We start from the raw sequence: 12,336 nt of genomic DNA, 5'->3' as shown, positions 1-12,336 counted from the left end.
AGGGCGTGCCGCCCAATGTGCGCTTACTTCAGGTGCTCGCGCAGGCCGTCGCCCGCCTGCTGGATGGCGGTCCGCACCGCAGGCACGTCGCGCAGGGCATTGAGCAGGCCGAAGTCATGGATCAGCCCGTTGTAGCGGGTCACCGTGACCGTCACCCCTGCCTGGTCCAGCTTGCGGCCGAAGGCTTCGCCCTCGTCGCGCAGCACGTCCAGTTCCGCGGTCTGGATGAGCGTCGGCGGCAGGCCGGCCAGTTGCGCCGGGGTGGCGCGCAGCGGCGAGGCGGTGATCTCGGCGCGGGCCTTGGGGTCGGTGGTGTAGTTGTCCCAGAACCAGGTCATCATGTTGCGGGTGAGGAAGTAGCCGCTCTGGAACTGCTGGTACGAGCCATCGTCGAAGCGGGCGTCGGTCACCGGCCACAGCATCAGGTCGTAGCGCAGCGCCGGTGTCCCCGCGGCCTTGGCCTGCAGCGCCACGGCCGCGACCATGTTGCCGCCGACGCTGTTGCCCGCCAGCGCCAGGCGCTTGCCGTCAACGCCGATCTGCGCGCCGTGCTCGGCGACCCAGCGGGTGGCGGCGTAGGCCTGGTGGATGGCGACCGGATACTGCGCTTCCGGCGACGGCGTGTAGTCCACATAGACGGCCACCGCGCCGGAGGCGTTGACCAGGTCGCGGATCAGGCGTTCGTGGGTCGGGAAGTCGCCCAGCACCCAGCCGCCGCCGTGGAAGAACATGAAGGCCGGCAACACCTGGCCGTCCGTGTGCGGTGGCCGCACGATCACCAGGTTCAGCGGCTTGCCGTCGGCCTGGATGGTGGTGCGGCTGACCTCGGCCGGCGGCAATGGCGTATTGGCCTGGGCATCGCGCAGCACCTGCCGCGCCTGCGCCGGCGTGAGCTGCTCGATCGGCTTGCCGCCGCTGCCGTTGAGCGCGGCGAGGAACGTCGCGACCGGGCGCAGCGGCGCGGGCTGGTCGGCCGGCGTCGCTGCGGTGGCGGTGCCGATCGCACCGGCCAGCAGCGAGGTGGCGAGCAAGGGAAGCAGGGTCTTCATGGCGGTTTCCTGGGGCATGCCGGGCGGTGTGCCGGCGACAGGAGTGACTTTGCGCGTCAAGGCGATACGATAGGTGGCGAATCGTCCATAAAACTTTCCCTGGAGTCCTAAATGGCCGACCGCTTGGCCGCCTTGCTGACCCACTTCTCGGTCAGCGCCGAGGTCTTCCACGCTGGCACGCTGTGCGGGCTGCACCGGCTCGACGACGGCGACCGCGGGCAACTGCACCTGCTGCGCCAGGGCAGCGTGGTCGTCCACAACGGTGACGGGACCGTGCTGCGGATCGACCGGCCGAGCCTGCTGCTGTACCCGCAGGCCATGCCGCACCGCTTCGAGACCGATGCGCAACGCGGCGCGGATTTCGCCTGCGCGCACCTGCGCTTCGGTGGCGGTGCGGCCAATCCGCTGGTGCGCGCCTTGCCGGCCTGCATCTGCCTGCCGCTGGACGCGCTGCGCCAGGGGGAGACGCTGCTGCAACTGCTGTTCGAGGAAGCGTTCGCGCAGCATTGCGGGCGCCAGGCGGTGTTGAACCGCTTGTTCGAGGTGGTGCTGGTGCACGTGATCCGCGAACTGATGGAGCAGGGGCTCGCCGACGGCGGCATGCTCGCCGGCATGGCCGATGCGCGGCTGCGGCTGGCATTGACCGGTATCCACGACGCCCCGGCGCAGCCGTGGACGCTGGAGAGCCTGGCCGCGTGTGCCGGCATGTCGCGCAGCGCGTTCGCGCGCAGTTTTCGCGAGACGCTCGGCTGCACCCCGGGCCAGTACCTGCAGGACTGGCGCATCGCCCTGGTGCAGCGCGGCCTGCGCGAAGGACGGCCGCTGAAGCAGCTTGCCGACGAGGTGGGTTATGGCAGCGAGGCCGCGGTGTCGCGTGTGTTCAAGGCGCAGGTCGGGCAGAGCCCGCGCGCGTGGCGGCAGGCACGCTGAGCGGGTGCAGTCGCGGGTGGCCGGGCGCGCGCGGACACGCGCTCGGCGGCCTGCTCGCTCAGCCGGCGGCGGCCAGCACCGCCAGCACTTCGGCCTCGTCCACGTCGGGCACGATCTCGGCGTGGCCGATGCCGCGCCACAGCACCAGCCGCAGACGTCCGGCCAGATTCTTCTTGTCCAGGCGCATGCGCGCCAGCAGCGCCTCCGGCGCCAGCCCGGCCGGCAGCGCGGTGGGCAGGCCGAAGTCCTGCAGCAGCGCGCGCAGTTTCTCCGTGTCCTGCGCGCTGGCCATGCCCAGCCGGGCCGACAGTTCCGCGGCCAGCACCATGCCCACCGCTACCGCTTCGCCGTGGTTGAGGTTGGCGTTGTCCGGAGCGCCGTAGCCCTGTTCGGTCTCGATGGCGTGGCCGAAGGTGTGGCCGAGGTTGAGCAGGGCGCGCTCGCCTTTCTCCAGTGGGTCGCGGGCGACGATCTCGGCCTTGTGCTCGCAACTGCGCGCGATCGCCTGCGCCAGCGCCGCCGGCTCGCCGGCCAGCAGCGCGCGGCGTTCGGCGTGCAGCCATTCGAAGAACAGCGGGTCGCGAATGGCGCCGTACTTGATCACCTCGGCCAGGCCGGCGCGCAGTTCGCGCGGCGGCAGGCTGCGCAGCGTGGCGGTGTCGGCCAGCACCGCGCGCGGCGGATGGAAGGCGCCGACCAGGTTCTTGCCCTGCGGGATGTCCACCGCGGTCTTGCCGCCGACCGAGGAATCGACCATCGCCAGCAGCGTGGTCGGCAGTTGCACGCAGTCCACGCCGCGCATCCAGCAGGCGGCGGCAAACCCGGCCAGGTCGCCGACCACGCCGCCGCCCAGGGCCAGCACGCAGGCGTCGCGGGTGGCGCCCAGCGCCGCCAGCGCGGCGATCGCCGCGGCGAAGTTGTCCAGGGTCTTGGAGGCCTCGCCGGCGGGAATCACGAACGCGCCGATCTGCAATTCCGGGCGTGCCGCCAGCAGCGCGCTGCGGACCTGCGCGGCGTACAGCGGCGCCACCTGACTGTCGCTGAGCAGCAGCACGTGGCGGCCGCGCACCTGCGCGGCGAGGGCGGTGCCGTCGTCGAGCAGGCCGGGGCCGATGCGGATGGTGTAGGCCGGGTCGCCAGCGACCTCGACCGTGCGCGATGTTGCGGTCATGCAGTGGGTTCCGGAAGTTTCCACGACGCGGCCAGGCGCACGACCAGTTGCGCGGTGGCCTCGGCCGGGGTGAGGTGGTCGGTGTCCAGGATCAGGTCGGCGACCTCGCGGTACAGCGGTTCGCGCACCGCGTGCAGGTCGCGCAGGACCTGCTCGCGGTCGCCACGCTGCAGCAGCGGGCGGCTGCGGTCGCGGTGCAGGCGCTGCAGTTGCGCGGCCACGCCGACCCGCAGGTACACCACGAAGCCGTGCTCGCGCATCTCGCGGCGGCTGTCGGCGTTGAGCACGGCGCCGCCGCCGGTGGAGATCAGGTGGCCGGGCGTGCTCAGGATGCTTTCCAGCACCGCGCGCTCGTGCTCGCGGAAACCGGCCTCGCCGGCGTGCTCGAACAGCGAGGCGATGCTGGCGCCGGTGCGCTCGACGATGGTCTGGTCGCTGTCGACGAAGACCAGGCCGAAGCGCTCGGCCAGGCGGCGACCGATGACGCTCTTGCCGGCGCCCATCGGGCCGACCAGCACCAGGTTGGGGGCGGGATTCATCCGCCGATGCTAGCAGACACCGACGCCGCCCCGCGCGCCGCGCAGGCGCGTGCGCGCGGCCTTGCGCGGCGAAGCGTGCGTCGCGCGGTGCATGGCGCGACAATGGCGCATCGTCCGCCGAGTGCCTGTCGCCATGCCCGATCTCTACGCCGAAGCCCTGTCCACGTTCGCCGACCTGTTCGCCGAGGCGCGCACCAGCGACGAGGCCGAATACAACGCCATGGTCGTGTCCTCGGCCACGCTGGAGGCGCGCCCGTCGTCGCGGGTGGTGCTGCTGAAGGCATACGACGCGCGCGGTTTCGTGTTCTACACCCACCTGGACAGCCAGAAGGGCCGCGAGCTGCAGGCCAATCCGCAGGCCTCGCTGCTGTTCTTGTGGCGGCGCATGCGCGAGGACGGGGTGCAGGTGCGCATCGACGGTGAGGTGCAGCTGGTCGCCGCGGCCGAGGCCGACGCCTATTTCGCCTCGCGCCCGCGCATGAGCCAGATCGGCGCCTGGGCCTCGGCGCAGTCGCGCACGCTGGCCTCGCGCGAGGAATTCGAGGAACGCGTGGCCAAGGCCGAGGCCACCTTCGAGGGCCGCGAGGTGCCGCGCCCGGACGGCTGGGGCGGGTTCCGCGTGGTGCCGCGCAGTTTCGAGTTCTGGTACGGCGCCAAGTACCGCCTGCACGAGCGCTGGCGCTACGAAGCCGACCCCGCCGGCCACTGGAGCAAGCGGATGCTGTTCCCGTGAGCGGTGCCGGCCCGGCCTGCCGCGGCGCTGCCGCCGCGGTCGACCCGTGCCCGCACGGGGCGCGGTGAGCATGGGCCCGCGGCGCATCGTCTGCCTGACCGAAGAGCCGACCGAAACGCTGTACGCGCTCGGCGAGCAGCAGCGCATCGTCGGCATCAGCGGCTTCACCGTGCGCCCGCCGCAGGCGCGCCGCGACAAGCCCAAGGTCAGCGCCTTCACCAGCGCCAAGATCGGCGAGATCCTGAAGCTGCAGCCGGACCTGGCGATCGGCTTCTCCGACATCCAGGCCGATATCGCCGCCGACCTGGTGCGGCACGGCGTGGAGGTGTGGATCGCCAACCATCGCAGCGTCGACGGCATCCTCGACTACGTGCGCCGGCTCGGCGCGCTGGTCGGCGCCGGGCCGCGCGCTGATGCCTACGCCGACGAGTTGCAGCGCGGCCTCGACGCCATCGCCGCACAGGCCGCCACCTTGCCGCGGCGGCCGCGCGTGTACCTGGAGGAGTGGGACGAGCCGATCATCACCGGCATCCGCTGGGTGGCCGAACTGGTGGGCATCGCCGGCGGCGAGGACGTGTTCCCGGAACTGTCGGTGCAGCCGCTGGCCAAGGCGCGGATCATGGCCAATGGCGACGAGGTGGTGCGGCGCGCGCCGGACATCATCCTCGGCTCCTGGTGCGGCAAGCGCTTCCGCCCCGAGCGCGTCGCCGCGCGGCCTGGCTGGTCGGCGATTCCGGCGGTGCGCGACGGGCAACTGTTCGAGATCAAGTCGCCGCTGATCCTGCAGCCGGGGCCGGCCGCGCTCACCGACGGCGTGCGCGCCATCGCCGACATCATCCAGGCATGGGCCAGGGGCGTGGGCGCGCGCTAGGGCGGGGCTGCCAGGCCACCATCCGAACGGGCGCAACGCGCATCCATGGCCGCGTCATCGTGCGGCCATGGACGGATCGCCACTTCCGCGATCCTTCTTGTCGCGCACGCCACCACGCCGCGGCAGGCGCCACACGCGGCGATTCCGTTAGCCAGGCGTGGGCTGGGTACGGCCGGCGATGCCCAGGCCGAGCAGCGCCATGAGCGCGGCGACGGCGAAGGTCGACAGGTAAGCCGCATTGGCCGAGTACGCCAGCAGCGCGGCGAACAGCGAACCGCCGACCGCCAGCGTGGTCGCCACCGCGATCGCCTCGCTCAACTGCAGCGCCGAACTGTTGCGGCCCTGCCGCGCCGGCGGCGACAGGGTCAGGGTCAGCACCGCCAGGGACGGATAGATCAGTCCCATGCCCAGGCCGGTAGCGGTCCAGCCGCCGATCGCCAGCGCGGCGGGCACCGCTGGCAGCAGTGCCAGCGTGGTGGTCGCGATGCCCAGCGCCATCAGCGTGCAGCCCAGGCGCAGCCGCCGCAGCCGGGTCGCGTCGCGGCCGTAGTGGCCCTGGTACCAGGAGCCGGCGAACCAGCCCAGCGCGCCGGCGCTCAGCGCCACGCCCGCCCACACCGGCGACAGCCCGCGTTCGCGCGACAGCAGCAGCGGCAGGAACGCCTCGCAGCCGAAGAACGCCGACCCGGCGACGCCACGCAGCGCGATCACGCTGGGCAGGCCGCGCGCGGCGCGTAGAGTGCCCGCAGGCAGCAGCCGCCAGGTGCACAGCACCAGCAGCGCCAATGCCGATGGCAACAGCAGTGCCGCCCACAGCCCGCGTTGCTGGCCACCCAGGTAGAGCAGACAGACACCGGCCGCCGCGCCCAGCGACCACAGCCGCGACGCGCCGCTGCTGCCGTCCGCGCTGGCGGCGGGCGGCAGGCGCCGCAATGCCGGCCACAGCAGCGCCGCCGCCGGCAGCGCCAGCAGCGGCACCGCCAGGAACACCCAGCGCCAGCCGACGTGTTCGACGATCAGCCCGCTGATGCTGGGGCCGATCAGCGACGGCACCACCCAGCCGGCGGAGAACGCGGCGAACATGCGCGGGCGGATCGCCTGCGGATACAGCCGCGCGACCAGCACGTACAGCACCACCGAGATCGCACCGGCGCCCAGGCCCTGCACCAGCCGGCCGGCCAGCAGGACGTCCATCGACGGAGCGAAGCCGGCCAGCAGCAGGCCGCAGACGAAGCAGGCCAGGCCGGCCCAGAGCGGCGCCGCCGGCCCGTGCAGGTCGCTCCAGCGCCCGGCCACGGTCATGCCGATCACACTGGTGGCCAGAGTGCCGCCGAAGGCCAGCGCGTACAGCCGCAGGCCATCCAGTTCGCGCGCCACGGTCGGCATCGCCGCGGCCACCGCCAGCGCTTCGAAGGCGATCAACGACACCAGCGCGACCATGCCGATGGTGGTGGCGCGATAAGCCGGCGCCAGCACGGAGCCGGCAGTGACAGGGGCGGGCGGGGCAGCGGCGGCGGTGGCGTGGTCTTGCATCGGGATACCTGGAAAAGCGGTTGGACGGCTGCCGGTGGCGACTTGCGTGGGCGCCTGCAGGCCATGCAGCATGCAACCTCAACCGGACTCGAGGTCAAGCGATGCAGGAAGAACTGAGCGTGGGGCAGGTCGCCGCGCGCAGCGGCGTGGCCGTGTCGGCGCTGCATTTCTACGAGAGCAAGGGCCTGATCCGCAGCATGCGCACCGCCGGCAACCAGCGCCGCTATACGCGAGACGTGCTGCGCCGGCTGGCGGTGATCCGCGTGGCGCAACGCGTCGGCGTGCCGCTGGACAGCGTCAAGGCCGCCTTCGCGCAGTTGCCCGACGCGCGCACGCCCACCCGCGCCGAGTGGGCACGGATGTCGGCGGTGTGGCGCGAGGAACTGGACGCACGCATCCTGCAGCTGACCCGCCTGCGCCACCAGCTCACCGACTGCATCGGCTGCGGCTGCCTGTCGCTGCGCCGCTGCCGGCTGAGCAACCCGGCCGACACCCTGGCCGCGCACGGCGACGGCCCGCAGCGCTGGGCGGAGGAGTGAGCGCTGTGTCCGCGCGCAGCAGCCGCGTGCAATGCCGCCACGTCCACCGTTACCGCGTCGGGACTGAAGTCCCTCCCACAATGGACCGCGCTCGCTGTGCGCCGGTCGGTCTGTCCAGCTTTCCGTAGGAGCGGCTTCAGCCGCGACGGGCTTTCCCGATAACGCCAGGTCGCGGCTGATCCCAAACGGGGGACAAGAGCCGCTCCTACGGCGGTTTGTGTTGCCTGCGCAGCGTGGGCGCGCGCTAGAAATTACGGGTGAAGCGCACCGTGCCGCTGCCGTCGGCGCTGCGCACCTGCACCACGAAGCGCAACTGGTCGTGGGCGCTGCTGCGCACGGTGCCGACGTAGTCGGTGTAGGCGTCGGTGCGGACCGCGCGCAGCGCCACCGGCTGGCGCTGGCCGCTGAGGTCGGTCGCCACCGCCTCCACCGTGCCCACCGCCGGCGCTTCCTCGCCACCGTGCAGCGTACGCAGCGCGATCATCACCAGGGCGGTGTCGGCTTCGCGGGCGATGCCGTAGCGGCGCGCCACGTCGTCGCTCATCGCCAATGTGGGCAAGGCGTTGTAGTGCACGCGCAGCGCGCCGAAATCGGCCTGCGCCGGGGTGGCGGCGAGCAGTGTCGCCGGACGTGGGGTGTCCTGGTCCGAGCAGGCGGCCAGGGCCAGGCACAGCAGCGCAGCGGGCAGGACACGCATCGGCGTTCTCCGGATCAGTCGTCGTTGGCGGCGGACAGGGCACGGCCGCGCGCGGCCGCCGCAGCGATCGCGGCGGCGGTCAGCGCCTCGAAGCCGCCGTGCTGGAAGGTCTCGATCGCGGCCTGGGTGGTGCCGTTGGGCGAGGTCACGCGGCGGCGCAGTTCGCTCGGCGCCTCGCCGGACTCGGTGAGCATGCGCGCCGCGCCGAGCACGGTCTGCAGGGTCAGGGTGCGCGCGGTGTCGGCGGGCAGGCCCTGGGCGATGCCCGCCGCTTCCATCGCCTCGGCGAGCAGGAACACGTAGGCGGGGCCGCTGCCGGAGACCGCGGTGACCGCATCGATCAGCGCCTCGTCCTCGACCCACACGGTGACGCCGGCGGCGGCCAGCACGCGCTCGGCGTGGGCGCGTTGGCCGGCATCGACGCCGGCGCTGGCCAACAGGCCGGTGACGCCGGCGCCGAGCAGGGCAGGGGTATTGGGCATCGCGCGGACCAGGGCGTGGCCGCCGCCGAGCCAGCGGTCCAGTTGCGCGGTGGTGATGCCGGCGGCGATGGACACCAGCAGTGGCCGCTGCGCCTGCGCCAACGCGGCCAGTTCGTTGCAGACACCGCGCAGCACCTGCGGCTTGACCGCGAACATCCACAGCGCCGCGCCGTCGGCGGCCTCGGCCGCGGAGGCGACCGCGTGGACGCCGTAGTCGGCGACCAGCGCCTCGCGCAGCGCCGCCACCGGCTCGGCCACGCGGATGCGGTGCGGATCGGTGCCTTGCCGGACCAGCCCGGCGATCAGGCTGCGCGCCATGTTGCCGCCGCCGATGAAGGCGATATCGGCCGCGTGGGAATCGGGAGAAGCGGAAGCCATGTGCGCACCGTCGCGAAGAGGGAGCGCCATGGTAGCGGCTGCGCCGCGCCGCGTTGCTGCGGTGCGGCGCGGCCCGGATCACGCTGCGGAAGAACGCGCCGGCCGCCATGCGGACCGGCGCGACGACTCAGTTGGACTCGGTGAAGGTGATCGACGGCGTGCTGCCGCCGGCCGTCGAGCAGCTGCCCAGGTTGAGGTTGTTGGTCTCGCCGGTGCTGCCGGCGTTGGCCGCGCAGGTCGGGGCGGCGGTGGAGCCGTTGGTGGCGGCCACCTTCACCGTGATCGACGAGCCGGAGTTGAAGTTGGCGCTGGAACCGCCGGCGTTGCCGACCACGTTGAACTCGGCGTCCTTCCACACCGTGGCCAGCTTGACCACGCTGTCCTTGGCGCTGACGCTGTAGGCGGTGCCGTTGTTGGTGAAGGTGATGGTGTCGTTGCCGTTGGCGGTGGCCGAACCGGTCAGCTTGAGGTTGGCCAGCTGCGTGGCCGGCACGTCCGGCGCGCTGACCGCGTTGCTGTTGCGGTAGCAGTCCGAGCCGCCGCCGCTCATCCAGCCGCTCGGGCAGCTGCTGCCGTAGCCGATCAGCCAGTACTGCATGAACACCGCGGCCTGGCCCTGGGTCTCGTAGTCGGTGGCGTAGACGAACTGCTGCCACACGGTGCAGCCGGAGCGGCCGCCGCAGACGCTGGTGGTGGCGTCGTAGTTGGAGTTGATCTGCAGCGAATACTCGTTCGGGCCGAGGATGCCGCCGCCGCCGAAGGCCGCCACGCCGACGCCTTTCTCCGACGTCACGCCGGTGACCTGCGGGAAGCTGCCCACGGCCTTGCTGATCAGGGTGCTGGAGCGCAGCGCGTAGTCGTAGCCGTTGCCGGTGGTTTCGGTGGCGCCGAAGCGGATCTTGTGCGGCACCGGATGCAGGTGGCGGGTCAGGGTTTTGCAGACGTCCGTTTGCCACTGCGTATCGGGGTAGCTGGCATGGAAGCAGCCTTCCGCCGGCGTCGGTTGATGCGCCATGGTTTCGCGCCAGGCGGTGCGCGCCTGGACTTCCGCCGGCGACATCATCGCTTCTTCGTTGGTCCAGGCCGGCGTCGCCGTCGGCGCGGCCATGGCCGCGGGGACGTGCAGCAGACCGATGAAGCAGGAAGCGAACAGCAATCGGGTGGATGCTTGCATCTGTGACCTCGTTCGAGCCGAGCGCATTCGGCGATGGACTGCGGAGGACCCGCGGTCGGCCGCCATGTGAAGCGAAGCGCCTACGTCTGAAACGTGACTGAATTAACGGTTCGCAACCGTGTCGCATGGTTCAGGAAGCACTGTCGGCGCGAACCTTTCATTCATCCTGAAACTCTATGCTTTTCAAGCAGATCGGCTACGACAGAATTCCGATGTTGGTGAATCGTTTTTGAAGGTGTCGTAGACAAATCATCACGATGTCACGGGCGATGCGGTAATGCGGCGCGGCAGCAGCCGGTTCAGCCGGAAACGCGCGGGCCGCGTGCGCCGAACAAGGCCGTACCGACCCGCACCATGGTGGCGCCGGCGGCGATGGCGTCGGCGAAGTCGCCGCTCATGCCCATCGACAAGGTGTCGACCTGCGGATGCGCGTCGCGCAGCCGCACGAACAGCGCATGCATGCGCGCGAATGCGTCGATGCGGCGCTCGGCCTCCGGCCACGGCGCGGGAATGGCCATCAGCCCGCGCAGGGCCAGCGCTGGCTGTGCGGCGATGGCCGCGGCCAGGGCGTCCACGGCGTCGGGCTGGCAGCCATGCTTGCTGGCCTCGTCGTCGATGTTGACCTGGATCAACACGTTCAGCGGCGCGCGCGCCGGCGCAGCCGCACGGCCCTTGGCCAGGGCGGCGATCAGCTTGGGCCGGTCCACCGTCTGCACCCAGTCGAACAGCGTCGCCGCCTGTTCGGCCTTGTTCGACTGCAGGTGCCCGATCAGATGCCACTCCAGTCCGGCCTCGGCCAGCGCGGCGATCTTGGCCGCCGCTTCCTGCACGTAGTTCTCGCCGAAGGCGCGCTGCCCCTGTGCGGCCAGCGCCGCCACGGCCTCGGCCGGCTGGGTCTTGGACACCGCCAGCAAGCGCGCGTGCGGGCGCCCTGCGGCGTCGGCGGCGCGGTCCATGTCCAGGCGGATCTGTTGCAGCGGCGAGAGGGGCACAGGCGGCGTTCCGGCAAAGGGAAGGGCGCTATACTGCCGGCCGGGGATTCATCCTTCCAGTCGCAGCCCAAGGGGAAAAGCAGCGTATGGATATCGCTGAACTATTGGCGTTCTCGGTCAAGAACAAGGCGTCCGACCTGCACCTGTCCGCGGGCCTGCCGCCGATGATCCGGGTCGATGGCGACGTCCGCCGCATCAACATTCCGGCGCTGGACCACAAGCAGGTGCACGCGCTTGTCTACGACATCATGTCGGACAAACAACGCCGCGACTACGAGGAATTCCTCGAGGTCGACTTCTCCTTCGAGATTCCCAGCCTGGCGCGCTTCCGCGTCAACGCGTTCAACCAGAACCGCGGCGCCGGCGCGGTGTTCCGCACCATTCCCTCGGAAGTGCTGACCCTGGAAGACCTCGGCTGCCCGCCGATCTTCCGCCAGCTGATCGACCAGCCGCAGGGCCTGATCCTGGTCACCGGGCCGACCGGCTCGGGCAAGTCGACCACGCTCGCCGGCATGATCGACTACATCAACAAGAACGAATACGGCCACATCCTCACCGTCGAGGATCCGATCGAATTCGTGCACACCTCGCAGAAGTGCCTGATCAACCAGCGCGAGGTGCACCGCGACACCCACGGCTTCAACGAGGCGCTGCGTTCGGCGCTGCGCGAAGACCCGGACATCATCCTGGTCGGCGAATTGCGCGACCTGGAAACCATCCGGCTGGCGCTGACCGCGGCGGAGACCGGCCACCTGGTGTTCGGCACCCTGCACACCAGTTCGGCGGCCAAGACCATCGACCGCATCATCGACGTGTTCCCCGCCGGCGAAAAGCCGATGGTGCGCTCGATGCTGTCCGAATCGCTGCGCGCGGTGATCTCGCAGGCGCTGCTGAAGAAGGTCGGCGGCGGCCGCACCGCGGCCTGGGAAATCATGGTCGGCACCCCCGCCATCCGCAACCTGATCCGCGAGGACAAGGTGGCGCAGATGTACTCGGCGATCCAGACCGGCCAGCAGAACGGCATGCAGACCCTGGACCAGCACCTGCAGGACCTGGTCAAGCGCAGCCTGATCACCCGCAACCAGGCCCGCGAATACGCCAAGGACAAGCGGTTGTTCGAGTGAGGCCGGGAATCGGGAATAGGGAATCGGGAATGGGAAGAGCAACGGCCCCATCCTTCCCGCTTCCGGATGCCCGCTGTTGCGATTCCCGATTCTCCATTCCCGATTCTCAGCTCCGAAGGAGCCG

Annotated in this window: 13 protein-coding genes; 5 read left to right on the top strand and 8 right to left on the bottom strand. The window is 71.0% G+C overall.

Features of this window, described 5'->3' with window-relative positions; all coding sequences use genetic code 11:
- Window positions 1–23: 23 nt before the first annotated feature.
- Window positions 24–1,049, bottom strand: coding sequence for an alpha/beta hydrolase (locus RAB71_RS14855; protein WP_041500377.1), 1,026 nt, complete (start codon window positions 1,047–1,049; stop codon window positions 24–26).
- Window positions 1,050–1,160: 111 nt separating this feature from the next.
- On the opposite strand from RAB71_RS14855, the gene RAB71_RS14850 reads away from it, so the two are divergent.
- Complete coding sequence (locus RAB71_RS14850) at window positions 1,161–1,979, top strand: AraC family transcriptional regulator (protein ID WP_010344149.1); 819 nt, start codon at window positions 1,161–1,163, stop codon at window positions 1,977–1,979.
- 58 nt (window positions 1,980–2,037) lie between these two features.
- Here RAB71_RS14850 and aroB read toward each other — a convergent pair whose 3' ends face one another.
- A complete protein-coding gene (aroB, locus tag RAB71_RS14845) occupies window positions 2,038–3,150 on the bottom strand; it encodes a 3-dehydroquinate synthase (protein ID WP_010344148.1) in 1,113 nt (370 codons plus the stop codon).
- Entirely contained in the window at window positions 3,147–3,689 is a 543-nt protein-coding gene (locus RAB71_RS14840) for a shikimate kinase (RefSeq protein ID WP_010344147.1), read from the bottom strand. The genes aroB and RAB71_RS14840 overlap by 4 nt, the downstream gene beginning before the upstream one ends.
- A 133-nt stretch (window positions 3,690–3,822) precedes the next feature.
- On the opposite strand from RAB71_RS14840, the gene pdxH reads away from it, so the two are divergent.
- On the top strand, window positions 3,823–4,422 hold the full coding sequence (gene pdxH, locus RAB71_RS14835; protein WP_010344146.1) for a pyridoxamine 5'-phosphate oxidase: 600 nt from the start codon (window positions 3,823–3,825) through the stop codon (window positions 4,420–4,422).
- 70 nt (window positions 4,423–4,492) lie between these two features.
- Complete coding sequence (locus RAB71_RS14830; RefSeq protein ID WP_010344145.1) at window positions 4,493–5,293, top strand: cobalamin-binding protein; 801 nt, start codon at window positions 4,493–4,495, stop codon at window positions 5,291–5,293.
- Window positions 5,294–5,440: 147 nt separating this feature from the next.
- On the opposite strand, the gene RAB71_RS14825 is transcribed toward RAB71_RS14830, so the two are convergent.
- Entirely contained in the window at window positions 5,441–6,826 is a 1,386-nt protein-coding gene (locus RAB71_RS14825) for an MFS transporter (RefSeq protein WP_010344144.1), read from the bottom strand.
- Between the two features lie 101 nt (window positions 6,827–6,927).
- On the opposite strand from RAB71_RS14825, the gene soxR reads away from it, so the two are divergent.
- Complete coding sequence (gene soxR / locus RAB71_RS14820; protein ID WP_010344143.1) at window positions 6,928–7,365, top strand: redox-sensitive transcriptional activator SoxR; 438 nt, start codon at window positions 6,928–6,930, stop codon at window positions 7,363–7,365.
- Window positions 7,366–7,609: 244 nt separating this feature from the next.
- Here soxR and RAB71_RS14815 read toward each other — a convergent pair whose 3' ends face one another.
- The 4 genes from RAB71_RS14815 to RAB71_RS14800 form a co-directional block, all read right to left on the bottom strand.
- Complete coding sequence (locus RAB71_RS14815; protein WP_010344142.1) at window positions 7,610–8,062, bottom strand: DUF4426 domain-containing protein; 453 nt, start codon at window positions 8,060–8,062, stop codon at window positions 7,610–7,612.
- A 14-nt stretch (window positions 8,063–8,076) separates the two neighbouring features.
- Window positions 8,077–8,922, bottom strand: a complete 846-nt coding sequence (gene proC / locus RAB71_RS14810) for a pyrroline-5-carboxylate reductase (protein WP_029562266.1) — start codon at window positions 8,920–8,922, stop codon at window positions 8,077–8,079.
- A 127-nt stretch (window positions 8,923–9,049) separates the two neighbouring features.
- Window positions 9,050–10,078: a hypothetical protein gene (locus RAB71_RS14805; RefSeq protein ID WP_010344140.1), complete on the bottom strand. Its 1,029-nt coding sequence runs from the start codon at window positions 10,076–10,078 to the stop codon at window positions 9,050–9,052.
- Between the two features lie 317 nt (window positions 10,079–10,395).
- Window positions 10,396–11,052 carry a YggS family pyridoxal phosphate-dependent enzyme gene (locus tag RAB71_RS14800; RefSeq protein WP_040902274.1) on the bottom strand — a complete coding sequence of 219 codons (657 nt, stop codon included), beginning with the start codon at window positions 11,050–11,052 and terminating at the stop codon, window positions 10,396–10,398.
- Window positions 11,053–11,174: 122 nt separating this feature from the next.
- Here RAB71_RS14800 and RAB71_RS14795 point away from each other — a divergent pair, with 122 nt between their 5' ends.
- On the top strand, window positions 11,175–12,212 hold the full coding sequence (locus tag RAB71_RS14795; protein ID WP_010344138.1) for a type IV pilus twitching motility protein PilT: 1,038 nt from the start codon (window positions 11,175–11,177) through the stop codon (window positions 12,210–12,212).
- The last annotated feature ends 124 nt before the right edge of the window (window positions 12,213–12,336 follow it).

This window comes from Xanthomonas sacchari (assembly GCF_040529065.1).
GTDB classification, from domain to species: Bacteria; Pseudomonadota; Gammaproteobacteria; order Xanthomonadales; family Xanthomonadaceae; genus Xanthomonas_A; species Xanthomonas_A sacchari.
Note: the sequence above shows the minus strand (reverse complement) of the source record. Positions and strands in the feature narration are given on the sequence as shown.

Coding starts and splice junctions, on each gene's coding strand:
- proC (WP_029562266.1), bottom strand. CDS start 8,922: ATGGCTTCCGCTTCTCCCGATTCCCACGCGGCCGATATCGCCTTCATC.
- aroB (WP_010344148.1), bottom strand. CDS start 3,150: ATGACCGCAACATCGCGCACGGTCGAGGTCGCTGGCGACCCGGCCTAC.
- RAB71_RS14815 (WP_010344142.1), bottom strand. CDS start 8,062: ATGCGTGTCCTGCCCGCTGCGCTGCTGTGCCTGGCCCTGGCCGCCTGC.
- RAB71_RS14830 (WP_010344145.1), top strand. CDS start 4,493: ATGGGCCCGCGGCGCATCGTCTGCCTGACCGAAGAGCCGACCGAAACG.
- RAB71_RS14840 (WP_010344147.1), bottom strand. CDS start 3,689: ATGAATCCCGCCCCCAACCTGGTGCTGGTCGGCCCGATGGGCGCCGGC.
- RAB71_RS14800 (WP_040902274.1), bottom strand. CDS start 11,052: ATGGACCGCGCCGCCGACGCCGCAGGGCGCCCGCACGCGCGCTTGCTG.
- RAB71_RS14855 (WP_041500377.1), bottom strand. CDS start 1,049: ATGAAGACCCTGCTTCCCTTGCTCGCCACCTCGCTGCTGGCCGGTGCG.
- RAB71_RS14825 (WP_010344144.1), bottom strand. CDS start 6,826: ATGCAAGACCACGCCACCGCCGCCGCTGCCCCGCCCGCCCCTGTCACT.
- pdxH (WP_010344146.1), top strand. CDS start 3,823: ATGCCCGATCTCTACGCCGAAGCCCTGTCCACGTTCGCCGACCTGTTC.
- RAB71_RS14850 (WP_010344149.1), top strand. CDS start 1,161: ATGGCCGACCGCTTGGCCGCCTTGCTGACCCACTTCTCGGTCAGCGCC.
- RAB71_RS14795 (WP_010344138.1), top strand. CDS start 11,175: ATGGATATCGCTGAACTATTGGCGTTCTCGGTCAAGAACAAGGCGTCC.
- soxR (WP_010344143.1), top strand. CDS start 6,928: ATGCAGGAAGAACTGAGCGTGGGGCAGGTCGCCGCGCGCAGCGGCGTG.